19 protein-coding genes are annotated in these 25,066 nt (G+C 60.0%); 7 read left to right on the forward strand and 12 right to left on the reverse strand.

Features of this window, described 5'->3' with window-relative positions; genetic code table 11:
- Positions 1-168: 168 nt before the first annotated feature.
- The 8 genes from AR306_RS09545 to AR306_RS09580 all read right to left on the reverse strand — a co-directional run bounded on the left by AR306_RS09545 (position 169) and on the right by AR306_RS09580 (position 9,723).
- Entirely contained in the window at positions 169-456 is a 288-nt protein-coding gene (locus tag AR306_RS09545; protein WP_101497356.1) for a topoisomerase II, read from the reverse strand.
- 22 nt (positions 457-478) lie between these two features.
- A complete protein-coding gene (locus tag AR306_RS09550) occupies positions 479-1,699 on the reverse strand; it encodes an aspartate aminotransferase family protein (protein ID WP_101497357.1) in 1,221 nt (406 codons plus the stop codon).
- Between the two features lie 92 nt (positions 1,700-1,791).
- Entirely contained in the window at positions 1,792-3,180 is a 1,389-nt protein-coding gene (gene cysG, locus AR306_RS09555; RefSeq protein WP_101497358.1) for a siroheme synthase CysG, read from the reverse strand.
- A gap of 125 nt (positions 3,181-3,305) precedes the next feature.
- Positions 3,306-4,589, reverse strand: coding sequence for a serine--tRNA ligase (serS, locus tag AR306_RS09560; RefSeq protein WP_101497359.1), 1,284 nt, complete (start codon positions 4,587-4,589; stop codon positions 3,306-3,308).
- Between the two features lie 306 nt (positions 4,590-4,895).
- Positions 4,896-5,249 carry a fluoride efflux transporter CrcB gene (crcB, locus tag AR306_RS09565; protein ID WP_101497360.1) on the reverse strand — a complete coding sequence of 118 codons (354 nt, stop codon included), beginning with the start codon at positions 5,247-5,249 and terminating at the stop codon, positions 4,896-4,898.
- The gene (locus tag AR306_RS09570; protein ID WP_101497361.1) at positions 5,246-6,574 is read right to left on the reverse strand and encodes a replication-associated recombination protein A; all 1,329 of its coding nucleotides are present in this window, start codon (positions 6,572-6,574) and stop codon (positions 5,246-5,248) included. The genes crcB and AR306_RS09570 overlap by 4 nt, the downstream gene beginning before the upstream one ends.
- 2 nt (positions 6,575-6,576) lie before the next feature.
- Positions 6,577-7,221 carry an outer membrane lipoprotein chaperone LolA gene (gene lolA / locus AR306_RS09575; protein ID WP_101497983.1) on the reverse strand — a complete coding sequence of 215 codons (645 nt, stop codon included), beginning with the start codon at positions 7,219-7,221 and terminating at the stop codon, positions 6,577-6,579.
- A gap of 102 nt (positions 7,222-7,323) precedes the next feature.
- Complete coding sequence (locus AR306_RS09580) at positions 7,324-9,723, reverse strand: DNA translocase FtsK (RefSeq protein WP_407071202.1); 2,400 nt, start codon at positions 9,721-9,723, stop codon at positions 7,324-7,326.
- Positions 9,724-9,915: 192 nt separating this feature from the next.
- Between AR306_RS09580 and aat the strand changes: the two genes are divergently transcribed.
- Both aat and infA read left to right on the forward strand, forming a co-directional pair.
- On the forward strand, positions 9,916-10,599 hold the full coding sequence (gene aat / locus AR306_RS09585) for a leucyl/phenylalanyl-tRNA--protein transferase (protein WP_101497985.1): 684 nt from the start codon (positions 9,916-9,918) through the stop codon (positions 10,597-10,599).
- Between the two features lie 134 nt (positions 10,600-10,733).
- The gene (gene infA, locus AR306_RS09590) at positions 10,734-10,952 is read left to right on the forward strand and encodes a translation initiation factor IF-1 (protein WP_002553999.1); all 219 of its coding nucleotides are present in this window, start codon (positions 10,734-10,736) and stop codon (positions 10,950-10,952) included.
- A 140-nt stretch (positions 10,953-11,092) separates the two neighbouring features.
- On the opposite strand, the gene clpA is transcribed toward infA, so the two are convergent.
- Both clpA and clpS read right to left on the reverse strand, forming a co-directional pair.
- Entirely contained in the window at positions 11,093-13,363 is a 2,271-nt protein-coding gene (gene clpA / locus AR306_RS09595) for an ATP-dependent Clp protease ATP-binding subunit ClpA (RefSeq protein ID WP_101497362.1), read from the reverse strand.
- Positions 13,364-13,398: 35 nt separating this feature from the next.
- On the reverse strand, positions 13,399-13,737 hold the full coding sequence (clpS, locus tag AR306_RS09600; RefSeq protein ID WP_407071203.1) for an ATP-dependent Clp protease adapter ClpS: 339 nt from the start codon (positions 13,735-13,737) through the stop codon (positions 13,399-13,401).
- Between the two features lie 187 nt (positions 13,738-13,924).
- Here clpS and AR306_RS09605 point away from each other — a divergent pair, with 187 nt between their 5' ends.
- On the forward strand, positions 13,925-14,140 hold the full coding sequence (locus AR306_RS09605) for a cold shock domain-containing protein (RefSeq protein ID WP_101497364.1): 216 nt from the start codon (positions 13,925-13,927) through the stop codon (positions 14,138-14,140).
- 172 nt (positions 14,141-14,312) lie between these two features.
- Here AR306_RS09605 and AR306_RS09610 read toward each other — a convergent pair whose 3' ends face one another.
- Positions 14,313-16,694 carry a DUF1631 family protein gene (locus AR306_RS09610; RefSeq protein WP_166627828.1) on the reverse strand — a complete coding sequence of 794 codons (2,382 nt, stop codon included), beginning with the start codon at positions 16,692-16,694 and terminating at the stop codon, positions 14,313-14,315.
- A gap of 429 nt (positions 16,695-17,123) precedes the next feature.
- Here AR306_RS09610 and metH point away from each other — a divergent pair, with 429 nt between their 5' ends.
- Entirely contained in the window at positions 17,124-20,816 is a 3,693-nt protein-coding gene (gene metH, locus AR306_RS09615) for a methionine synthase (protein ID WP_101497366.1), read from the forward strand.
- 57 nt (positions 20,817-20,873) lie between these two features.
- On the opposite strand, the gene AR306_RS09620 is transcribed toward metH, so the two are convergent.
- Entirely contained in the window at positions 20,874-21,653 is a 780-nt protein-coding gene (locus AR306_RS09620; protein ID WP_101497367.1) for a hypothetical protein, read from the reverse strand.
- Between the two features lie 316 nt (positions 21,654-21,969).
- Here AR306_RS09620 and AR306_RS09625 point away from each other — a divergent pair, with 316 nt between their 5' ends.
- The 3 genes from AR306_RS09625 to map all read left to right on the forward strand — a co-directional run bounded on the left by AR306_RS09625 (position 21,970) and on the right by map (position 25,054).
- Entirely contained in the window at positions 21,970-22,164 is a 195-nt protein-coding gene (locus tag AR306_RS09625; protein WP_101497368.1) for a hypothetical protein, read from the forward strand.
- 70 nt (positions 22,165-22,234) lie between these two features.
- Positions 22,235-24,199, forward strand: a complete 1,965-nt coding sequence (gene mnmC / locus AR306_RS09630) for a bifunctional tRNA (5-methylaminomethyl-2-thiouridine)(34)-methyltransferase MnmD/FAD-dependent 5-carboxymethylaminomethyl-2-thiouridine(34) oxidoreductase MnmC (protein ID WP_101497369.1) — start codon at positions 22,235-22,237, stop codon at positions 24,197-24,199.
- A 72-nt stretch (positions 24,200-24,271) separates the two neighbouring features.
- Positions 24,272-25,054 carry a type I methionyl aminopeptidase gene (map, locus tag AR306_RS09635; RefSeq protein WP_101497370.1) on the forward strand — a complete coding sequence of 261 codons (783 nt, stop codon included), beginning with the start codon at positions 24,272-24,274 and terminating at the stop codon, positions 25,052-25,054.
- Positions 25,055-25,066: the final 12 nt, after the last annotated feature.

The raw sequence follows: 25,066 nt of genomic DNA on the forward strand, positions 1-25,066 counted from the left end.
ACAGTAAACAATTCTGGCCGGTCCGGCTCATGAATTGATCCAAATGCCACAATAAACAAAATCTATCGAGTTCCGTACGAATCCTGACAATTTTTTGGTACCGGCTCGCAGGCATGACCAGGCCTTCAGCAATCACTGCCTGGGCCGTACGGATCCGGCGGCTGCATGTCAGTGCTGGCAATCCGGCCCGTGAACATGCCCGTCCGCCATTTCATCGGGGTCTGCCGCTTCCATTTCCAGCTCGACACTGACCAGATTGGTGGCCATGGGACGCAGCAGCAGGTTGGCGTATTCGGTGTCGCCTTCCTCGACATCAACACCCAGCATCAGCTGGTTGCCGACCGGCTGCAGCCAGAGTTCCTTGTCTTGCCAGATCACTGCAACCCGGGCACATTCCTGCAGCTGTTGTTCGCCTGCTTCATTTTCCAGCAACAGGCTCAAGGTTTGTAATTTCATCATCGCTTCCTGGTTTGGCGGCTCAGCCTTCGCACAGCCGCTGGACCGCAACGGCAAAGCGTTGCAGGCCCTCATTGATATCTTCGGGTTCAACAATCAGGCTCGGGGCAAAACGTATGACGTTCGGCCCGGCCATCAGCACCAGCACGCCGGCCGCCTCTGCAGCAGCCAGAAACTCGGCGGCACGGCCCTGCCATGGCTCGGCCAGAACCGCGCCAAGCAGCAGCCCCTGGCCACGCACCTCGCTGAAAATGCCGTACTGGTCGGCCAGCTCCTGAAGTTTCCGGCGCAGCAACGCCTCGCGTTCGGTCACGCCGGCCAGCGTCTGCGGAGTATTGATGATGTCCAGCACCGCCTCGCCTACGGCACAAGCCAGGGGGTTGCCACCAAAGGTGGTGCCATGTGTGCCTGCCGTCAGGTGGCCGGCCCAGCGTTCATGGGTCAGCATGGCGGAAACGGGAAACCCGCCGCCCAGGCTCTTGGCGGCGGTCAGTACATCCGGAATGACACCATAATGCTCGTACGCAAACAATTTGCCGGTACGGCCGACACCGGTTTGCACCTCGTCAAAAATCAGCAGGGCATCGTGCTTGTCACATAGTTCGCGCACACGCTGCACCCATGCCGGGTCAGCCGGGAGCACTCCGCTCTCGCCCTGGATGAGTTCCAGAATCACGGCACAGGTCTTGTCACTGATGGCCGCTTCCATCGCCGCGATGTCGTTGTAGGGCACATGGGTGATGCCCTCCGGACGCGGACCAAAGTCCTCGGAATATTTTGGCTGCCCGGCCACGTTGACGGTAAATACCGTGCGTCCGTGGAAGCTGTTGATCGTGGAAATGATTTCGTATTTGTCGTCACCAAAGCGGTCACGGGCCACTTTCCGCGCCAGTTTCAGCGCCGCTTCGTTGGCCTCGGCACCCGAGTTGGCAAAAAACACCCGTTCGGCAAAGGTGGCATCAACCAGTTTGCCGGCCAGCCGCAAGGCCGGTTCGTTGGTGAACACATTGGACATGTGCCAGAGTTTGCCAGCTTGCTCCGTCAATGCCGCAACCAGCGCCGGATGGCAATGTCCCAGGCCGTTGACAGCAATCCCGCCGGCCAGATCAACCAGCTCGCGGCCAGCCTGGTCCCAAACGCGGGACCCCAGCCCGCGCACGGGCACAAAGCTGGCTGGCGCATAATTGGGCACCATGACCCGGTCAAAGTCGGCCCGTTCCACACGGGGTTGCTGCGTAGACATCCGGTTACTCCTCGTCAGGCAAAATCAAAGACCGCCCTTTAAGGGCGGTCGTAAAAACACAGGCGGCCGACAGCCGCCAACCAGGCGGTCTGCTAGCGATTTTCATCCCCGAACCATGCCAGGCGCTCCTTCAGGGCTACGACCTCGCCGACAATGATCAAACTGGGGCTTTCAACCTTTTCCTCTACTATACGCTGATGAATGTCACTCAGGGTACCCAAAATTACCCGCTGCTGCGTCGTGGTGCCACGCTCGATCACCGCAACCGGTGTAGCAGGCGCCCGGCCATTGGCCATCAGCTGCCTGGCAATGTCCGGCAAGGTGCCCAGCCCCATGTAGAAAACCACGGTCTGGGTGGTTGAGACCAGCTCGCTCCAGGGCAGGTTGAGGTTGCCATCTTTCGGATGTCCGGTGACAAAACGTACCGACTGCGCATAATCGCGGTGCGTCAGCGGGATACCCGAGTAGCAGGAACAACCGGATGCCGAGGTGATGCCCGGCACCACCTGGAAAGGCACACCGTGCTGGGCCAGCTCTTCGATTTCCTCGCCGCCACGTCCGAAAATGAACGGATCACCGCCCTTCAGGCGCAATACCCGCTTGCCTTCCCTGGCCAGTTCGACCAGCTTCTGGTTGATCTTGTCCTGCGGCAGGCTGTGGTTGGATGCCGCCTTGCCCACATAGATACGATCGGCATCGCGCCGGCACATCTCGACAATTTCCGGTGCCACCAGGCGGTCATACAATACCACATCCGCCTGCTGCATCAGACGCAGGGCCTTGAAGGTCAGCAAGTCGGGATCACCCGGCCCCGCTCCAACCAGATAAACCTCGCCTTCCACGGCTGCCGGTTTACCCTGCAGTTTGTCCTGCACCATCTGCTCGGCCTGCGCCAGGTTGCCGGCAAACACCTGTTCGGCAACCGGCCCCTGGAAGGTCTCTTCCCAGAACACACGGCGCTGCTGCAGGTCAGCAAAGCGCTGCTTGACCGCTTCGCGGTATTTCTGGCCAAGACCTGCCAACTTGCCATAGCCGGCAGGCAACACGGTTTCGATTTTTGCCCGTACCAGTCGCGCCAGCACCGGGGCACGACCACCACTGGAGACTGCCACCATCAGCGGTGAACGGTCGACAATGGCCGGAAAAATCACGCTGCACAGTTCCGGGGTATCCACCACGTTGACCGGCAAGCCCAGGGCTTTTGCCTCGGCGGCAATGGCGGTATTGAGCTGATGGTCTTCTGTCGCCGCCACCACCAGCACATGCCCCTTGCAATCGCCCGGCTGCCAGCCACGCAGCTGACAGCTGCCACCGGTCTCTTCCAGCAGCTGGCCAAGCTGCGGATGCAGCTCAAGCGTAACCACATTGACACGGGCACCGGCCTGGGCCAGCAGCCTTGCCTTGCGCAGCGCAACCTCACCTCCACCGACCAGCAGCACGGACTGCTCCTGCAAACGGTGAAATAACGGCAAGTAATCCATTGGTACTCCTTAATGGCTTTTATCGCCTAATCAAAAGACTCTGGTTGCGACTCTACTAACAAAACGTCTGAAGGCTCATGCGCCAAATCAAGAACCAAACCGGATATGAATATATTAAATGTTCATTAACACCCGATAGTCGTCAGCCCGCCCATGTAAGGAATCAGTACTTCCGGCACACGAATGCTGCCGTCGGCCTGTTGGTAGTTCTCGATCACGGCCACCAGTGTGCGGCCTACTGCCAGGCCGGAACCATTGAGAGTGTGGACCAGCTCCGGTTTGCCGGTTTCCGGATTGCGGTAGCGCGCCTGCATGCGGCGGGCCTGGAAGTCGGTGCAGTTGGAGCAGGAGGAAATCTCGCGGTACTTGTCCTGGCTCGGCACCCAGACCTCAAGGTCATAGGTCTTGCTGGCGGAAAAGCCCATGTCGCCGGTACACAGCGCCATCATGCGGTAAGGCAGATTCAGCGCCTGCAGGATCTTCTCGGCATGACCGGTCAGCTCTTCCAGTGCCTCGAAGGATTTTTCCGGATGAACAATCTGGACCAACTCCACTTTGTCGAACTGGTGCTGACGGATCATGCCCCGGGTATCACGGCCGGAAGCACCCGCCTCGCTGCGGAAGCAGGGGCTGTGCGCAACCATTTTGATCGGCAGGTCCTCGGCAGCCAGGATTTCACCGGCAACCAGGTTGGTCAGGGATACTTCTGCGGTAGGAATCAGATACAGCGGAGCCTGCCCCTCACGGTCGAGGCGGAACAGGTCTTCCTCGAACTTGGGTAGCTGCCCGGTGCCCTGCAGGGCCGACGCCTGTACCAGATAAGGGGTGTAGTGCTCCTGATAGCCGTGCTCGCCGGTATGGGTGTTGAGCATGAACTGCGCCAGCGCCCGGTGCAGACGGGCAATACCATTGCGCATCACGGCAAAGCGTGCGCCGGACAGTTTGGCGGCGTTGGCAAAATCCAGTCCGCCGAGGTTTTCACCCAGCTCAACGTGATCCTTCACTGCAAAATCAAACCTGGCCGGCTCGCCCCAGCGGCGCACTTCAACGTTCTGGTCTTCATCGGCACCGGCCGGTACGGATGCGTGCGGGATGTTGGGCACACCCAGCAGAATGGCATCCAGCTGACCCTGAATATCGGCCAGCTGCTGCTTGGCCGCATCCAGTTCGCTACCCATCTTGTCCACCGCTACCAGCAGCGGGGCAATATCCTCGCCACGGGCCTTGGCCTGGCCAATCGATTTTGCGCTGCTGTTACGCTCGGACTGCAGCTGCTCGGTGCGCATTTGCACTTCCTTGCGCTGGGCTTCCAGCTGCTCCAGCGCAGCCACATCCAGCTCGAAGCCACGGGCAGCCAGCTGTTGGGCGATCTCTTGGGGTTGGGTACGAACCAGTTTTGAATCCAGCATAAAATTCTCTTTTCTTTTTTACTTTGTTTGTATACCGGCTGTGTCCACGCAAGATCACAACCGGCATTTGTTACTTCCGCAAGGCCAGGCCAGCAAGGCTGTAAAAATTACGGCAAAGGCATGGGGCTTGCAGCCGGCACGGAGCTGAGCAGCGGCAGCGGCAGCGGCAGCGGGGTACAGGTTCCGCAGGGCTTCGGCGGCATGGATGCCGCCGTAGAGCTTACATGGACGTACTTGCAGCGACCCTGCGGAGCCTGTGCCCCGCTGCAGCAAACACAAAACGCCCACCCGGCAAGCCCCAAAAAATTATCTAATCAACCCCGCCAGCAAAAAACCCATCCAGCAGGCCAGCACACCACCAACAATATTGCCAAAAAAATACAACGATGCCCGGCCCCATTCACCCAGCTGCAGCATCTGCAGGCTGTCCAGTGAAAAGGCCGAGAAGGTGGTAAAGCCGCCTAGTATGCCAGTGACCAGCAGCAAACGCAGCAGCGGATTCTCGCCGCTGGCAAAATACAAGGCACAGACACCAATCAGGAAACTGCCCAGCAGGTTGACCGTCAGCGTCGCCCAGGGCTGCTGGACCAGCAACCCGCACAGGTAGCGCAACACGCTGCCCAGCGCACCACCCAGAGCCACCACGATAATTGCGTTCACGCCTTGCTCCGGCGCTGACGCGGGCTCTGCGCGTCCTGCTGTTTCAGGTGTGCCAGTTTTTCGCCTATCTTTATTTCCAGGCCCCGGGGTACCGGCTGGTAATAATTGCGCGGCTCGATCGCTTCGGGAAAGTAATCCTCGCCTGCCGCATAGGCATTGGGTTCGTCGTGGGCGTAACGGTACTCCTCGCCGTAGCCCAGCTCTTTCATCAGGCTGGTCGGTGCATTACGCAGGTGCAGCGGTACTTCCAGCGAACCCAGCTCGCGGGCATCACGCCGGGCCGCGTTGTAGCCCGCGTACACCGCATTGCTCTTGGCAGCGCAGGCCAGATAGACAATCGCCTGGGCAATGGCCAGTTCGCCCTCGGGGCTGCCCAGGCGCTCCATCACCTGCCAGGCATCCAGACAGATCGCCAGTGCACGCGGGTCAGCATTGCCGATATCCTCGCTGGCCATGCGCACCACACGGCGGGCGATATACAGGGGGTCACAGCCGCCATCGAGCATGCGCGCATACCAGTACAGCGCACCATCGGGGCTGGAGCCGCGTACCGACTTGTGCAGCGCGGAAATCTGGTCATAAAAGGCTTCGCCACCCTTGTCGAAACGCCGGGGTGTATCACCCAACACCTCGACCAGCAGCTGCTCGTCAATCTGCTGGCCGTCCTCGACCAGATCGGCGGCGTTTTCCAGCAGGTTGAGCAGGCGGCGGCCATCACCGTCGGCGGCCTGCAGCAACAAGGTACGGGCCTCATCGCTCAGGGACAGGTTGCGTGTGCCCAGCCCGCGCTCTTCCTGCAGGGCGCGGTTGAGCAAAAACGTCAGCGCCTCGTCGTCCAGGCTTTTCAGTACGTACACCCGTGCCCGCGACAACAGGGCATTGTTCAGCTCGAACGACGGGTTTTCCGTGGTGGCACCAATGAAGATGAAGGTGCCATCTTCCACGTAAGGCAAAAAAGCATCCTGCTGGCTCTTGTTGAAGCGATGCACCTCGTCGACAAACAGGATGCTGCGGCGCTGATACTGGGCAGCCTGCAGCTTGGCCTCATCCACCGCCTGGCGAATTTCCTTCACCCCGGACATTACCGCCGACAGGGTAATGAAGTGCGCATCACTGACCTGTGCCAGCAGCCTGGCCAGTGTGGTCTTGCCCACGCCAGGTGGCCCCCAGAACAGCATGGAATGCAGCGCCCCCTGCCCGATCGCTTCACGCAGCGGCTTGCCGGGCGCAAGAATGTGCTGCTGGCCGGCATACTCGTCCAGTGACTGTGCCCGCAAGCGGGCAGCCAGCGGCTGGGTCAGGGCATCGGGGGCAAACAGATCCAAGATTATTCCTCGATCACATCCACGCCGTCGGGAATTTCAAACACGAAATGGCTGTCATCCAGCGGCTCGTTCATGCGAATGCTCATGAACAGGATATTGGTGCGCTGGCCCACCGCATCGCTGAGCTGCATGTCATAAATCAGATTGTCCTTGAACGACAGGCGCAGGCTGTCAAACAGGGTGTCCTTGGCGGTCGGTGTCAGAAAGAAATCGCTGACCGAGCCGTTTTCCCGGTACTCGATCTCGAAACTGTCACGAATCTGCGCCACATCGCCCGACAGCAGCAGCGCCGGGGTGTGGGTCATGCGCTCGTCCATCGCCTGCACCGTCACCTGCATCAGGTCCGGGTCATACAGCCAGACCTTCTTGCCGTCGGAGACCAGCTCCTGCTCCAGCGGCGGCTCGGTCACCCAGCGGAACATGCCGGGGCGCTTGAGCTCCATCAAACCGGCACTTTCCTGCAGCTGGGTGCCACCGGCATCCAGGGTCAGCTGGGAGAAACGTCCCTGCAGGGTCTGTGCTCCGCCCAGCAGACCGGCGAGTTTTTCTGCGGCCTGGTCCTGTGCCGTATCCGCCTGTGCGGGAATGACCAGTGCCGCCAGCAGCAGGCCAAGCGCCCAGCGGCGCAAGGGTTTGTTTAAATTCATCAACATAAAAACCTCACTGATTGGCATCTCCGGGTCATATCCTGCCCGTTGCCGCTACTTGCTGCCATGACTGGCGGGTAAATTCCGGGTAAAGCGTCCGAATCAGTCACGAACGGGCGGCGGGGCCAGCACCTCGCGCGAACCGTTGTGACCGGCCGATGAAATCACACCAGCGGCCTCCATGGCATCAACAATGTTGGCAGCACGGTTATAGCCCACCTTCAGTTTGCGCTGCACCGAGGAAATGGATACCCGGCGGGTTTCGGTGACAAAGTGGACCGCCTCGTCAAACAACGGATCATCCTCGCTGCCGCCACCGCCGCCCTCGCTGCCACCAAAGCCGGACTCGGCCTCTTCCACGCCAGCCAGAATTTCCTCGATGTAGTCCGGCGCGCCGCGCGCTTTCCAGGCATCCACCACACGGTGTACTTCATCATCAGCGACAAAGGCACCGTGTACACGAATCGGCAGGCTGGTGCCCGGCGGCAGATACAGCATGTCGCCATGGCCCAGCAACTGCTCGGCACCGCCCTGGTCGAGGATGGTGCGCGAATCGATCTTGCTCGATACCTGGAACGCCATACGGGTCGGGATATTGGCCTTGATCAGACCGGTGATCACGTCCACGGACGGACGCTGCGTAGCCAGGATCAGGTGGATCCCGGCCGCACGTGCTTTCTGGGCAATCCGGGCGATCAGCTCTTCGACCTTCTTGCCGACAATCATCATCATGTCGGCAAACTCGTCCACCACCACCACGATGGTCGGCAGCTTGCCCAGCTCGTCCGGCTGGTCATCGGGGTTTTCACGGATGAACAGCGGGTCCAGCAAGGGTTCGCCGGCCAGCTGGGCATCCCTGATCTTGCGGTTGTAGCCGGCCAGGTTGCGCACTCCCAGCTTGGACATCAGCTTGTAGCGGCGCTCCATCTCCGCCACGCACCAGCGCAGGGCGTTGGCCGCCTCCTTCATATCGGTCACCACCGGGCACAACAGGTGCGGGATACCTTCGTATACCGACAGTTCAAGCATCTTGGGGTCGATCATGATCAGTCGCGCATCCTCCGGCGAGGACTTGAACAGAATCGACAGGATCATCGCGTTGACCCCCACCGACTTGCCCGACCCGGTGGTACCGGCAACCAGCAGGTGCGGCATTCTGGCCAGGTCGGCCACCACCGGCAGGCCGCCGATGTCATGTCCCAGCCCCAGCGTAACCGGCGATTTGGCCTCGTCAAAGGCTTCGGTTTCCAATACCTCGGCAAAACGCACGATCTGGCGGTCCTCGTTTGGCACCTCGATACCGACCGTGGTCTTGCCGGGAATAACCTCGACCACCCGCACACTGATCATCGCCATGGAACGCGCCAGGTCCTTGGCCAGATTGGTGATACGGCTGACTTTGACCCCCGGCGCCAGTTCGATCTCGAAACGGGTCACTACCGGTCCCGGATGCACCGATTCCACCTGCACCTCGACACCAAACTCCTTGAGCTTGATTTCCAGCAGGCGCGACATACTTTGCAGCGACTCTGCCGAATAGCTTTGTTTTTTCGCTTGCGGGCGGTCAAGCAGGCTCAGGGGCGGCAGGCTGCCAAGTGCCGCATCATCCACGAACAAGGGCACCTGCTTGTCTTTCAGGGCCCGTTTGCTGGGCTCGTTTTGTGGTGCACTGGCCGCCACCACCGGCTCCTGCCGGGCCGCCCGCGTTTGCACCCGCTGTTCCAGATTGCGCTCGCGCTGGATCACGCGTTCGCGTACCCGCTGCTGCTCGACCTTGTCGGTAACAACCGGCACCACCACTTCGCTCATGTGCTCATCCAGCTCGCGCTCGCGCTGCTGACGATGCTGGCGCTGCTGCGCCCCGTCCCACAGCTTTTGTACCTGGGCACCGATCCAGGCTGACAACCGCAGGGTTCCCTGCCCGAGCAGCTCCATCATGCGGAACCAGGACAGGTTGGTGAACAGGGTCACACCGAACATGAAGACCGCCAGCAGCAGCAGGGTCGAGCCTTCCATGTTGAGCCACAGCTGCAGCGGCTGCACCAGCTGCTCGCCGAGAATGTTGAAGTTGACCGGCCGCACCTCGGGCTCGGCAAAATGCAGGGCACTCAGCCCGGCACCGGCTACGATGACCAGCACCAGCCCCATCAGACGGGCCAGCAACAGGCTGGCACGCCAGTTCAGTGGCTGGTAGCGCTGCTGAAACAGCAAAACGGCTTTCAGCATGAGCACCAGAGGCAGCAGCCAGGCAAAGTAGCCCAGCACGCTCAACAAAAAGTCCGCCAGCCAGGCACCGGCACGTCCGCCGGCATTGGTGATTTCCGCTGTCTGCCCGACCGCACTGCTGAAGCCCGGATCACCGGCATCAAAACTGAGCAGAATCATCCACAAATACACGCACAGGGCAGCCAGCACGATCAACACGCCTTCTTTCAGGCGCAAGCGCACTTGTTGCTGCCACTTGGGCATATCGGCCGCACCCGGCAAACTTGTCTGTTTCAAACCTGATTCCATACCAGTAACAACTTGTCAAAAAGGCGCTTATTGTACGTCCTGCGCAGATTTATTTCATGTCCGGCAATCTCCGGCAAGCCGGACACCCGGCTTCGTCCGGGCACAGCCTGCGCCGCAGTGCTGCAGGCACTGCCTGTTTCGCGCTATCCTGCCGGCCATGTTCATTTACCGGATGCCCGCATGACTCACTGGATCGACCGCCAGTCCGACGCCTTTCCGTCCCTGGATCGTGCCCTGCGCAACCCCAACGGCCTGCTGGCACTGGGCGGCGACCTGTCGGCAGAACGCCTGATTGCCGCTTACCGCCATGGCTGCTTCCCCTGGTACAGCGAAGGCCAGCCACTGATGTGGTGGTCTCCCGACCCGCGCACCGTACTCTTTCCGGAAGAGCTGCACACACCGCGCAGCCTGCAGAAGACCCTTCGTCGCGCGCACTTCCGGATCAGCTACGACCGGGCCTTCACGGAGGTCATCAGCGCCTGCGCACAACCCCGCAGCAACGACAGCGGTACCTGGATCACACCGGCCATGCAGGCCGCCTACTGCGAACTGCACCGGCTTGGACACGCCCACTCGGTGGAAGTTTGGCATGCCGGCCAGCTGGTCGGCGGCCTGTATGGTATCGCCATGGGCCGGCTGTTTTTTGGCGAATCCATGTTTGCCCGCATGGCCGATGCGTCCAAGGCCGGCTTTGTCACCCTGGTCAAGGATTTGCAACAGGCCGGCTTTGTCCTGATCGACTGCCAGATGCCAACGGAACACCTGACCCGCTTCGGTGCCAGGGACATTCCCCGCAAGACATTCGCCAGCTATCTGCAGCAATATCTTGACCAGCCCGGCAGCATGGCCTGGCAGCGGACATAAACAGGCAGGCAAAGCCGGTTTGCCCGGCACCGGTTTTGCCATTTGCGATTAGCGTGACAATGCAGTTATAATATGCGCCTTTTTAAGGCCCCGGGTTATCCGCTGGCCCTTATTTCATTTGAGGATCTGACTGCATGTCCAAAGAAGACAGCTTCGAAATGGAAGGTACTGTCGTCGACACCCTGCCTAACACCATGTTTCGTGTTGAACTGGAAAACGGGCACGTTGTTACCGCGCACATCTCCGGCAAGATGCGCAAAAACTACATCCGCATCCTGACCGGTGACAAGGTACGTGTCGAACTGACCCCCTACGACCTGAGCAAAGGCCGCATCACCTACCGCGCCCGCTAACAGGTCCGTTGCCGCCGGCAACCACCAGACTGCAAAAACGACCCGCAAGCACAGGCTGCGGGTCGTTTTTTATTGTGCGTGACTGTCTCCCCGACAGCGGCCAGTGCCAACACACCGATACCCTGTCGGCACACAAGGCATCAAAGGCTCGGCAACAACGGCTGCGCCGATTCCACCACACAATGCAACACAAGGCCGTCACCCTCAAGATCAAAGTGGGCCACACCGCCCTGCCCGGCCAGTTCGCCAAACAGGATGGCATCGGCCAACGGCTTCTTGATGTGCTCCTGGATCACCCTGGCCATCGGACGGGCACCCATGGCCGGATCATACCCGCTATCTGCCAGCCACTGGCGCGCAGCACGGCTGACGTCCAGCTGCACATGCTTGTCTTCCAGCTGCGCCTGCAGCTCGACCAGAAACTTGTCCACCACCGAAGCCAGTACCTGCGCGTCCAGGCGGCCAAACTGGATAATGGCATCCAGCCGGTTACGAAACTCGGGCGAAAAGCCCTTCTTGAGCACCTCCATGGCATCACTGCTGTGATCCTGCTCGGCAAAGCCCATCGAAGCCCGCGACGACGACTCCGCGCCGGCGTTGGTGGTCATCACCAGGATCACATGACGAAAGTCCGCCTTGCGTCCGTTGTTGTCGGTCAGGGTGCCGTTGTCCATCACCTGCAACAGCAGGTTGAACACATCGGGATGCGCCTTCTCGATCTCGTCCAGCAGCAGCACGCAATGCGGCTGCTTGGTCACAGCCTCGGTAAGCAGCCCGCCCTGGTCAAAACCGACATAGCCCGGCGGCGCGCCGATCAGGCGTGACACGGTATGACGCTCCATATATTCCGACATGTCGAAGCGCACCAGCCCGATGCCGAGCGAGCGCGACAACTGCTTGGCCACCTCGGTCTTGCCGACCCCGGTCGGGCCGGCAAACAGGAAGGCTCCGACCGGCTTGTTCGGCTCGCGCAAGCCGGCCCGTGACAACTTGATCGCCGAAGCCAGCGCTTCGATGGCGGCATCCTGGCCAAACACCGTCAGGCGCAAGTCGCGCTCCAGATTGCGCAGCTGGCTCTTGTCGGAGCGGCTGACCTGCCGGCTTGGTACCCGGGCGATTTTCGCAATGACCTGCTCGATCTGCTCGACATCAATGCAATCGGCACGCTGGTCGGCCGGCTTCAGCCGCTGGTAGGCTCCGGCCTCATCGACCACGTCAACCGCCTTGTCCGGCAGCAATCGATCACTGACATAGCGGGCCGACAACTCGGCCGCTGCCTGCAATGCCTCATCGGTATAGGTAATGCCGTGATGTTCCTCAAAGCGGGACTTCAACCCCTGCAAAATCCGCGTGGTTTCCTCGACACTGGGCTCCACCACGTCAATTTTCTGGAACCGGCGAGCCAGTGCCCGGTCCTTCTCAAAAACTTCGCGATATTCCTGGAAGGTGGTCGAGCCAATGCAGCGGATCTCGCCGCTGGACAACAGCGGCTTGAGCAGATTGGACGCATCCATCACGCCGCCACCGACCGCACCGGCGCCAATGATCATGTGGATCTCGTCGATGAACAGGATCGCATCCGGGCGCTTGCGCAACGCATTGAGCAGATCCTTGAAACGCTTCTCGAAGTCGCCACGGTATTTGGTGCCGGCCAGCAAGGCACCCATGTCCAGCGCATAGACGCGACTATCCAGCAACAGCTCCGGTACCTGTCCCTGCTCGATGCGCCAGGCCAGCCCTTCGGCAATGGCTGTTTTACCTACTCCGGCATCACCCACCAGCAGCGGATTGTTCTTGCGCCGGCGTGCCAGCACCTGTGCCAGCCGTTCAACCTCGTGTTCGCGGCCAATCAGCGGATCGATACGCCCCTGCTGCACCAGCGCATTCAGGTCCTGGGCATAAGCCAGCAATGGGTCATTGCGCTCGTCATCAGGCACCGCAAGGCTGCCGGACTGCCCGGCATCCTGCTCCGCGCCACTGTCATGACCGCTACGTGCCAGATAGCTGACCACATCCAGCCGGCTGACCCTGTATTTGCGCAGCAGATAGACGGCATGGCTGTCGGCTTCGCTGAAGATGGCCGCAAGCACGTTGCCGCCCCCCACTTCATCCTTGCCCGAGCTTTGCCCGTGAAATACCGCGCGCTGCAATACCCGCTGAAAGCCCAGCGTGGTCTGAGTTTCCATATCCTGCAGGTGCTCGGCAAACAGTGGCGTGTTGCGCTCAACGAAAGCCTTCAGTTCGGCCCGCAGGGCTTCGATGTCGGCACCACAGCCGCGCAGCACCTGCGCCGCCTCACGGTTGTCCAGCAGCGCCAGCAGCAGATGCTCCACCGTCATGTATTCATGGCGCTGCGCCCTGGCATCCTTGAAGGCAAGGTTCAGCGTAACTTCCAGTTCCAGATTCAACATGATGGTCACCTCGCTCGAGACAGGACAACAGGCTCTTAATCGTCGCGTTTGACTTCACATTGCAGGGGATGTTCGCACTCGCGTGCATACTGGCTCACCTGCATTGCCTTGGTTTCGGCCACGTCACGGGTATAGATACCACAGAGCGCCTGGCCGCTGGTATGAATCCTTAGCATGGTCTGGGTCGCCTTTTCGCGGCTCATGGCAAAAAAGTCCTCCAGCACCTCCACCACGAAATCCATCGGGGTGTAATCATCGTTCAGCAACAACACCCGGAACATCGGTGGCGGCTGCAGTTCCGGCTCATCCGGTGCCACAGCCAGCGAATGCTGCGACTCCTCGTCAAACAGGGGTTTCTGTATATGGTTGGTCATGGTCATCTGTAATAAAAAGTGAACCTGTTGGCGTATTGTACCTGTTTGCCCGGCAAAAATTGATCCAGATCTTGTCCGGTCCCTGTTTGCCTTGACTGTGGCTCTGTTCGTTATATAACTGCCCCTGATCCGGCGGCATACCGCCGTTACTATTTATAACGCAAGGCTCGTTGATTGAGGGTTCGCCATGCTCAAGGGTACAGTCAAGTGGTTCAACAATAGCAAGGGCTACGGATTTGTAGTGGCCGACGACAGCACTGAAGAGCTGTTTGCCCATTACTCGTCCATCCAGATGGACGGTTACAAGTCGCTGAAGGCAGGCCAGACGGTTCGCTTCGAGACCCGCCAGGGTCCCAAAGGCATCAATGCGGTCAACATCAGCCCATTGCAAGCGGCCCGATAAATAAAAGGCCGCTTTCCGGCAAGATTTGAAGGCGCGAACACCGGTCACGGACGACTGAATCACACCAGGCTGGAGCGGGGACGGAACCGCCCCGGATACTGCGTACTCCGGTATCACAGAACCCGGAGAGCAAGCATCCGTCAAGGCCAGGAAGGCCCCGTGCGGGGTGATTCTACACCTGGGACAGGGGTCGGGCAGGCTTGCTGTCCCTAATTTCGCTGATATAACTGCCGGCAAACTGCTTGAGTGTACGCTGGATGGCATGCAGCGCCCGCTCGAAGAAAGGTGTCGCCTCAACCTGCTCGACAATCTTCGCCTCACCCAGTTGCAACAGCTCAATCAGCTCCTTCCAGTTCTTGATATAAGAACCCTGCCCGGCACTGTCGACAAACATGTAACGCTGGGTGGTCGGACTGAACCATGCCAGCTTGAGCCGGTGCGGCGGCTCCCTGAACTCGAACCAGGTGCCGAAACGCACATGTTTAAGCTTGTTGACCAGCTCGCGCACCTTTTCATCCAGCGCCGACTCATCAATTTTTTCAACCGCCTGCAGTTCCTTCTCATCGGCTTCGCTCATGCTCGAAGCCAGTGTATTACTGAGCTTCTCGACAACTTCATGCTGCTGCGCCTGTACGGCTTTCTGGCAAATCTGGATATCCTTGATCAGCCGCTGGATTTCGACATCCGAATAACAACCAAGCTGCTCCAGCGCCTGCTGCACCCCGGACATGATCAGTTCCTTGCGTGCCATGAACTCCTGGCGCTGCTGTTCATCCAGCGGGGTACAGCTCCATGCCAGCTCTTCGGCAATCTTTGCCTTGTCCTGCCACTGCGCACTGGCCGGGCCGGTGCGCAAAAAATAGAACACCAGCACATCCGTCCAGGCCGCCTGCAGGAAAGCCCGGATGATCTCCGGCGGGTGGTGTCGCTTGATACAGACATCAACAAAGCCACGCGCATGCTTGCGGGCGAATATCAGCTTTTCGCGCCCCTTGGCTGCGTCTACCGCACGCCGTTCACGCTTCTCCACCCGCTGCTGCAAGGCTGCAACCTGCTGGTCAAACTGGCCGAGCAAGCGCTCGAACACCTGGTCATCATGCTGGTATTCCACCAGCGCCTGCTTCACCGTTTCCTCGATGGTATCGGCCAGGCGCTGCTGTTCACTTTCACCCTGGTACTGACTGCCCGCCTGCACCATGCGATTCAGCAACAAGTGTGCCGGGTGGCGGGTATTGTGGAAGAAACTGGCATCACGCAGGGCAACCTGGCAATACAGGTTTTGCAGGTGAATTAGCACGCTCTTGTGATCATCAGCCAGGCGCTTTTCTTCCTTGACGAAATCAAACAGCATGCCGACCAGATCGATCAGGTTGGACTGGCTGCCTTCTATCCTGAAGTCCTTCGCGTTGCCGGTTGCAGCCGCCAGGGTCTGATACATGCTCTGCTTGAACGCATCGGTATCCTGCTCGTCACGCACCGACTCCTGTGCCCGCTGCCGCTGCATGCTTTGCAGCGCCTGCATCACCTGTTGCTGGCTATAGTTCTTGCTCGCTCCCGGCGGAGCAAAGGAGTCCAGCATGCGGCTGCCACTGGGCAATACCACGCCCAGCGTATTGCGATAGCTGCCCAGCAGCTGGTTGATCTCGCTGATCTGGTGTTCAATCTGCTGCTGAAACGGGGTATTGCCCAAAGCGGCATCCCCTGCTCCCTGCCCTGCTTGCGCACCTTCGGCCTGATGCTGCCCGGTACCGGCACCGGAAGCTCCCGGACGCAAGCCATGACCGCCCTTACGGCCCTGCTGCCCGTGCTCCTCTGCCCCAAGCGGCTCGTCCTCGGCTGTCGCGTGAGCATCCGCCATCTGCGCAGCCTCTTGCTTCGCCCGCTGGGCTGCCGACATTTCGGCGACAATATCGTCCACCGAAAGCCCGGGCAAAATGCCGCGTGTCTGGAAAAACTCCCCGAGGTTTGCATACACCTGCTGCAAGCCCTGCATCACGTGGCGCTCAAACTGGACATAGAAAAAACTTTTCAGCCCGGGAGAAACCGCCATCTCCCTCATCACATGCTGCAGCGTCATGGCAACACTGTCAGGACACAACGGACTCAGGATTTCATCGTCATAGCCGGCACCGGCCAGATGGGCCAAACGCCGCCGCATTACCACCAGTTCCAGGCTGTACTGCCGGCTCAGGCGACTGGCCATGGTGTTGATCAGCAGGTTTTCTTCCTGCTCATCTTTTTGCAGCAACGCCAGTGACGGCTTTCCATGCTGCTCGCCTGACGCTTCTTCCGGTTCAGTCTTGTGCGCCGCATGCCCGGAAAAATAGGCATTGAAATTGTCCAGGTGCCTCCCGAGAAAACCATTGACCAGTTCCTGCCTGCGCTCACGAAAAGAAGCAATACTCTCCATGTAATCCAAGCGGGACTCATTATCCCGCGCCTGTTCCATGGCATCAAAGAGTTCGTTTTCGGTTTCCTGGGCGGTATTTTTTATACCTGCACCCAACTGGTCAAACAGCTGCTTTTGCAGCTCCCTGACCAGCTCAGTACGCATCTCTGGCGATATGCCTGGCATCTTTGCAGGCCCTGCCTCAGCTGTTCCGGGTGTTTTGTTCATGGCCCACTATCCTGAAAATCGGGGGTCTGTTGAAAATCCAAAGCTGCCTCGACACAAGGCTGCATAATCCTGATATCCGGGCAGTCAAACCCGGCATCCAGACCAGTCCCGGCTGCCTGAAGCATGATCCATAGGGCAACCGCACAACACTTGCAGCCAATTCTAGCAAAATCACCATTACATTTCTGCGATCAAGGTGGCAAAACGACATCATCGAAATAACCCGACCGTCAAACACTTGGCATATTCGCATAAAAAATGACTTTTTGACAGTATCAATCTACGCGCACCCTCTCCATGTCAAGTCAAGTGCGTTTTTGCTATCATCTGCCGTTTGACTTTATTCCGACTCTCCAGGTGTGCTCAATGTCCGATCGCAGCTCCCGCTTGTCCCAACTTCACGAAGCGCTCAAGTCCCGCATTTTACTGCTTGATGGTGCCATGGGCACCATGATCCAGGCCGAGAAACTGAGCGAAGAAGCCTTTCGTGGCGAGCGCTTTGCCGACTGGCACCGCGATGTACGCGGCAACAACGACCTGCTGATCCTGACCCAGCCGCAGCTGATCCAGAAAATCGAAAAAGCCTATCTGGATGCCGGTGCCGACATCATCGAGACCAACACCTTCAACTCCACCGCCATTTCCCAGGCCGACTATGGCATGGAAGAACTGGCCTACGAGCTGAACTTCGAAGGCGCGCGCCTGGCCCGCGAAGTCTGTGATGCCAAGACGCTGGAAACCCCCGACCGTCCGCGCTATGTCGCCGGCGTGCTCGGCCCGACCAGCCGCACCTGCTCGCTGTCGCCGGACGTCAACAACCCCGGCTACCGCAACGTCACCTTCGACATTCTGGTCGACAACTACAGCACCGCCACCCGCGGGCTGATCGAGGGCGGTGCCGATATCATCATGATCGAGACCATCTTCGACACCCTTAACGCCAAGGCAGCGATTTTCGCCGTGGAAGGCGTGTTCGAGGAGCTGGGCGTAACCCTGCCGATCATGATCTCGGGCACCATTACCGATGCCTCCGGTCGCACGCTGTCCGGGCAGACCACCGAGGCCTTCTGGAACTCGATCCGTCACTGCAAACCGCTGTCGGTGGGCCTGAACTGTGCCCTGGGTGCCAAGCAGCTGCGCCCCTATCTGCAGGAGCTGTCGGAAAAGGCCGACACCTATGTCTCTGCCCACCCCAACGCCGGCCTGCCCAACGCCTTTGGCGAATATGACGAAAGCGCCGCCGAAACCGCCGCGCTGATCGAGGACTTTGCCGCCTCGGGCTTCTTGAACATTGTTGGCGGCTGCTGCGGTACCACGCCGCAGCATATTGCCGCCATTGCCGAAGTGATCGCCAAATACCCCCGCCGGGAAATTCCCGACATCCCCAAGGCCTGCCGCCTGTCGGGGCTGGAGCCGTTCACCATTGACCGCAACTCGCTGTTCGTCAACGTTGGCGAGCGCACCAACATCACCGGTTCGGCCCGCTTTGCCCGGCTGATCCGCGAGGAAAACTACACCGAAGCGCTGGAAGTGGCGCTGCAGCAGGTGGAAGCCGGCGCCCAGGTGATCGACATCAACATGGACGAGGGCATGCTCGACTCCAAGGCGGCGATGGTCACCTTCCTCAACCTGATCGCCGGCGAACCCGACATTTCCCGCGTGCCGATCATGATCGACTCCTCCAAGTGGGACATCATCGAGGCCGGCCTCAAGTGCATCCAGGGCAAGGGCATCGTCAACTCGATCTCGATGAAGGAAGGTGTGGAGCAGTTCATCGAGCACGCCAAACTGTGCCGCCGCTATGGTGCCGCCATCATCGTCATGGCCTTTGACGAACAGGGCCAGGCCGATACCGCAGCACGCAAGAACGAAATCTGCGCCCGCTCCTACGACATCCTGGTCAACCAGGTCGGCTTCCCGCCGGAAGACATCATCTTCGATGCCAACATCTTTGCCGTCGCCACCGGCATCGAGGAGCACAACAACTATGCCGTGGACTTTATCGAATCCATGGCCTGGATTCGTGACAACCTCCCCTATGCACTGACCTCGGGCGGCGTGTCCAACGTGTCCTTCTCGTTCCGCGGCAACAACCCGGTGCGCGAAGCAATCCACTCGGTGTTCCTGTATTACGCGATCAGGAACGGCCTGAGCATGGGCATCGTCAACGCCGGCCAGCTGGAAATCTATGACCAGATTCCGGCTCGTCTGCGTGACAAGGTGGAAGACGTCATCCTCAACCGCCACCCCGGTGCCACCGAGGCTCTGCTGGAAATCGCCGAGGAATACCGTGGCGACGGTGCCAAGAAGGAAGTCGAAAACGAGGAGTGGCGCAGCCTGCCGGTCAACAAGCGGCTGGAGCATGCGCTGGTCAAGGGCATCACCACCCATATCGTCGAGGACACCGAAGAGGCCCGCCAGCAGGCCGAGCGCCCGATCCACGTGATTGAAGGCCCGTTGATGGACGGCATGAATGTGGTCGGCGACCTGTTCGGCAGTGGCAAGATGTTTCTGCCGCAGGTGGTCAAGTCGGCGCGGGTAATGAAGCAGGCGGTCAACCATCTGATTCCCTTCATCGAAGAGGAAAAAGGCGACCAACCGGAAGCCAAGGGCAAGATTCTGGTCGCCACGGTCAAGGGCGACGTACACGACATCGGCAAGAACATCGTTGCCGTGGTGCTGGGCTGTAACGGCTATGACATTGTCGACCTCGGCGTGATGGTTCCAGCCGACAAGATCCTGCAGACGGCGATTGACGAAAAAGTCGACATCATCGGCCTGTCCGGCCTGATCACCCCGTCACTGGACGAGATGGTCCACGTGGCCAAGGAAATGCAGCGCCAGAACTTCCAGCTGCCACTGATGATCGGTGGTGCCACCACGTCCAAGGCGCACACCGCAGTGAAGATCGACCCGCACTACACCAATGACGCGGTGATTTACGTCACCGACGCTTCGCGCTCGGTCGGTGTCGCCACCACCCTGCTGTCGCAGGAGCTCAAGCCCGAATTCGCTCGCAAGACCCGCGAGGAATACGCCAAGATCCGCGAGCGCACGGCCAACCGCAAGAGCAACGTCGAATACCTGACTTATCAGCAGGCCGTCGACAACCGCTTGCAGCTGGACTGGAGCGACTATCAGCCGCCGGTACCGGCCTTTACCGGCCCGCGCCTGATCGAAAAAGCCGACCTGAAGGAAATCCGCAACTACATCGACTGGACACCCTTTTTCATCGCCTGGAACCTGGTCGGCAAATACCCGCGCATCTTCCAGGACGAAGTGGTGGGCGAAGCGGCGCAAACGCTGTTTGACGAAGCCCAGGTAATGCTGGACAAGCTGATCGGCGAAGACCTGATCCAGGCCCGCGCCCTGTTCGGCTTCTGGCCGGCCAACCAGGTCAATCATGACGATCTGGAGCTGTACGACGAGAACGGCCAGCCCTTCCGGCGACTGCACCATCTGCGCCAGCAAAGCAAGATCCGTGACGAGGGTGCCAACCGCTGCCTGGCCGACTTTGTCGCACCAAAAGACAGCGGCCTGACCGACTATGTCGGCGGCTTCATCGTTACCGCCGGCATCGGCGTGGAAGAGCTGTGCAACCGCTACAAGGCCGAGGGCGACGATTACAGCGCCATCCTGATCCAGTCACTGGCCGACCGGCTGGCCGAGGCCACCGCCGAATGGCTGCACCAGCAGGTACGCACCCAATACTGGGCCTATGCCAAGGACGAGCAACTTGATAACGACGACCTGATCCAGGAAAAGTACAGCGGCATCCGCCCTGCTCCCGGTTATCCGGCCTGCCCGGATCACACCGAAAAGGGCCCGCTGTTCCAGCTGCTCGACCCGGAAGGCAGCTGCGGCGTGTTCCTCACCGAACACTATGCGATGTTCCCCACCGCCGCCGTCAGCGGCTGGTATTTTGCCCACCCGGAAGCCAAATACTTCGCGGTCGGCAAGATCGGGAAGGACCAGGTGGAAAGCTATGCCGCGCGCAAAGGCATCAGCCTGGAAGAAGCCGAACGCTGGCTGATGCCCAACCTGGCCTATGATGCCTGACTGGCTGTTGCGGGCATTCGCTTGGCGGATGCCCGCAGCAATCCTGCCGCAGATGCACTAGCGGCCGCCCATCTCTTCCAGCGCTTTCAGCATCTCGCCCAGCGCTTCCATGGCTTGTGGTGTCTGCTCTGCCGCCTGCTCCAGCAGCACGCCAAAGTCCGGCATGCCGCCCGGCGCGGCCGGCAACACAAACCGCTCCGCCGCCGGCGTCTGCCCGTTCAGGGAGATCAGTCGCATGTCCTGGCCCATGCGCAACAGGCCAAGATTGTCGTCAAGCAGCATACGGGAAAACTTGTCCAGCGCATCGTTCGGCTGTCCCAGTGCGCTGGTCAGCACCCGTGACAGGTGTACCATGGTCCGGGTCAGCTCCAGCGCCCGGGGGTCGCTGCTCAATACCGCCTCGTCCGTCTGCCGGTTACCCTTGTCATCGACATGCTCCACCTGATACAGCTGCCCGCTGATGCCGGCAACAGTCTCGGTCCGGTCTTGCCGGCGAAGCTCCAGCACCTCGCCAGCCAGCGCATCCAGCGGCATGGCCGGCTGACCGGCAGCACCGGCCATGGCTCCCATCATCCGGCCCATACTGGCCATGTCCAGTACCACTGGCTGGCCGTTGTCCAGACTGACGGCATAGGCCTTGTTGCCATCAATGACCAGGTAGCCGTTCATGCCGCCCTGCTGCGGAGCCTCCAGGCGAATCTTGTCGCCATCGTATTCCAGTGTCGCCTGCTCGCCGGCATTGCCGGTACCTATCACCGCTGTACCGCCAGCCCAGACCGGGCCGGAAAAAATCACGGCCGCTGCGGCCAATACCACGGGTTTCATCAGATGTTTCATGGGCACGCTCCTTCTCGTGGACTACCTGCATACTGCCGGACAAGCACGGCATAATCCACTGCGTTTTTAACTCATTAGCGCTGCCAGAAAAGACCCCGGTTTGAATCGTCACACAAAATACTCCACCATACCGACCCTGGCTCGCAGCTATCATCTGATATACAAATGCCAACTGTGGATTGACCTTGCGTGTACATCCCGTAAGCGGCCAACGGGCGGTGTATGCTGCCAGTGTGCAGCATGGGTGCGTCATTGGCACCCTGCGCTCAACCCGGATGCGCAATAGCGAACACTTCAGTTTTGCCTACAATTCTGAGTGGCTGCCACAGACAACAGCCTCGACTTTGGCCTGGCCATGGAAGTCATTGCGCATTTTCAGCTGAGCGAACAAGAAGCAAAAATTATTTTTCAGGATGTGTGCGATAGTGTGAAAAACTGGCAGAAAGAAGCTGCCTCGGCAGAAATCGACCGTGCCGGGCAAGACAGGATGGCGGCTGCGTTCAGGTATTAGAACCACGCAGTATCCACCCAGCCCTACACCGCTATAGTCCTCCCCTTTTTACCTCGTGCGAGTATTCCCCATGCCCATCCAACACGCTCAACTGCACTGGGACGACCAGGGCCAGCCTCTGTCCAGCGCCTATGACGATGTGTACTTCTCCCGCGAGTCGGGGCTGGAGGAAACCCGCTATGTATTTCTGCAGCACAACCGGCTGGCCGAACGCTTTACCGCACTGCGCGAGCATGACTGCATGGTGGTGGGTGAAACCGGTTTTGGCACCGGGCTCAATTTTCTGTGCTGCTGGCAGCTATTTGAACGACAGGCACCATCAGATGCCCGGCTGCACTTCATCAGTGCCGAGAGGTTCCCCCTGCAACCAACCGACTTGCAGCAGGCACTGGCACTCTGGCCGGAACTGGAAGACTACAGCCGGCAGCTGCTGCAAGCCTATCGGGTGATCCAGCCCGGCATGCAGACACTGCTGCTGGCGAACGGACGGGTCCAGCTGACATTGCTGATCGGCGAGGCCTGCGAACAACTGGTGCAGCTCGATGGTCTGGTCGATGCCTGGTTTCTCGACGGTTTTGCACCTGCGAAAAATCCTGACATGTGGACCGATGCGTTGTTCAATCAACTGGCCCGGCTGTCGGCACCAGAGGCTACGCTGGCTACTTTTACCAGCGCCGGCTTTGTGCGCCGCGGCCTGCAGGCGGCCGGTTTTGCCATGCAGCGCACTCCCGGTTTTGGCCGCAAACGGGAAATGCTCTGCGGCCAGCTGGAAAACGCTCCCCTTGCAGAATGGCAAGCGCCCTGGTTTGCCCGGCCGTCCCGCCGTTTGTCCGCTAAAAAACATGCCATTGTGGTCGGTGCCGGTCTGGCCGGCTGTGCCACCGCCCGCAGTCTGGCCAATCGCGGCTGGCAGGTCACCGTGCTGGAACGTGAAGCGCGGATAGCCGGCCGGGCTTCCGGCAACGCCCAGGGCATGCTCTATCTCAAATTGTCGGCAGCACACACGCCGCTGTCACAGCTGGTGCTGGCCGGTTTCGGTTTCAGTCGCCGCTTGCTGCAACAGTGGCCGAACAGCGATCACTGGCAGGCCTGCGGCCTGTTGCAGCTGGCCTGGAACCCGCAAGAAAGCAAACGCCAGCAACAATTGGTGGCAGCCTTTTCCAACGATCTGTTGCAACCACTGAATGCACGGGAAGCAACCACAGTCGCCGGCATCGGACTGGAGCACGGCGGACTGTTCTACCCGGACTCCGGCTGGATCTCCCCGGCCCACTGGTGCCGGTGGCTGCTGGATCACCCGCTGATAACGCTGGAAACCTCGACTACGGTGGCGCAGCTGCAATTCGAGGAGCCACACTGGCAGGTCCTCACCACTGATGGCCGCCACTGGCAGGCACCTGTGGTGGTGCTGGCCAATGCAGCGGATGCCGCTCAGCTATCGCAAGCGGCACACCTGCCACTCAAGGCCATTCGCGGCCAGACCAGCCTGCTGCCCGCCAGCCCGGCCAGCTCGGTACTGCGCTGTGTGGTCAGTGCTGACGGCTATGTCGCGCCCGCGCACAATGGCCAACACTGCACTGGTGCCAGCTTCGTCTTTGACAATCCGTCCACAGCGCTGAACGGACAGGAGCAACTGGACAACATCCAGCGGCTGCAACAGCTGTCTCCTGAGCTTTACCGGGCCATGGGCGGCGATGCGCTGCAGCAGGCAGCGCTGGCCGGACATGCCGCCCAGCGTTGCAGCACACCGGATTATCTGCCACTGGTTGGCCCGCTGGCCGATGCCGAAATCTTCACTTCGCGCTATGCCGGCCTGCGACACAACGCCCGCCTGCAAGCGGACACGCCCTGCCCCTGGTTGCCCGGGCTCTATGTCAATCTGGCTCATGGATCGCGCGGACTGGTCACCGCACCGCTAAGCGGCGAGCTGCTGGCCGGCTGGATCTGCAACGAGCCGCTGCCCTTGCCGCGCCAGGTGGCCGAAGCCTGCCACCCCAACCGTTTCCTGCTGCGCCAGCTGGCACGGGGAGTCTGAACAGGCACGGTTCGTGGCAAACTTTCATGCTAAGATATCGCGTTATTTGCAAACATCACCCAGAGGCAGTTCATGAGCGTATCCATCAAAACCCCGGAAGACATCGAGAAAATGCGTATTGCCGGCCGTCTGGCCGCCGAAGTTCTGGAGATGATCGGGCCGCATGTCAAAGCCGGGGTGACCACCGACGAACTGAATACCCTGTGCCACAACCATATCGTCAACGTGCAGAAGGCGATTCCCGCGCCACTCAACTATAACGGATTCCCGAAATCCATCTGCACCTCGATCAACCACGTGGTGTGCCACGGCATTCCCAATGACAAACCGCTCAAGGATGGCGACATCATCAATATCGACATCACCGTGATCAAGGACGGCTACTACGGCGATACCAGCAAGATGTTCCTGGTCGGCGAGACACCCGAGTGGGCGCAGCGCCTGTGCCAGATCACCCAGGAGTGCATGTACAAGGGCATCGAGATTGTCCGCCCCGGCACCCGCCTGGGTGATATCGGCGCCGTTATCCAGCAGCATGCCGAAAGCAACGGCTATTCGGTAGTTCGCGAGTTCTGTGGCCACGGCATTGGTACCGTATTCCATGAAGAACCCCAGATATTGCACTACGGCAAGGCCGGCACCGGTCTGGAACTGAAGGAAGGCATGTGCTTCACCATCGAGCCGATGATCAACCTGGGCCGCAAGGAAACCCGCGTGCTGGGCGACGGCTGGACCGCCATCACCAAGGACCGCAAGCTGTCCGCGCAGTGGGAGCACACCCTGGTGGTGACCGCCAACGGTTACGAGATCTTCACCCTGCGCGAGGAAGAAAGCTTCCCGCGCATCACTCCCTGAACAAGCGGAGCA

Source organism: Thiopseudomonas denitrificans (genome assembly GCF_002866065.1).
Taxonomy (GTDB): Bacteria; Pseudomonadota; Gammaproteobacteria; order Pseudomonadales; family Pseudomonadaceae; genus Thiopseudomonas; species Thiopseudomonas denitrificans.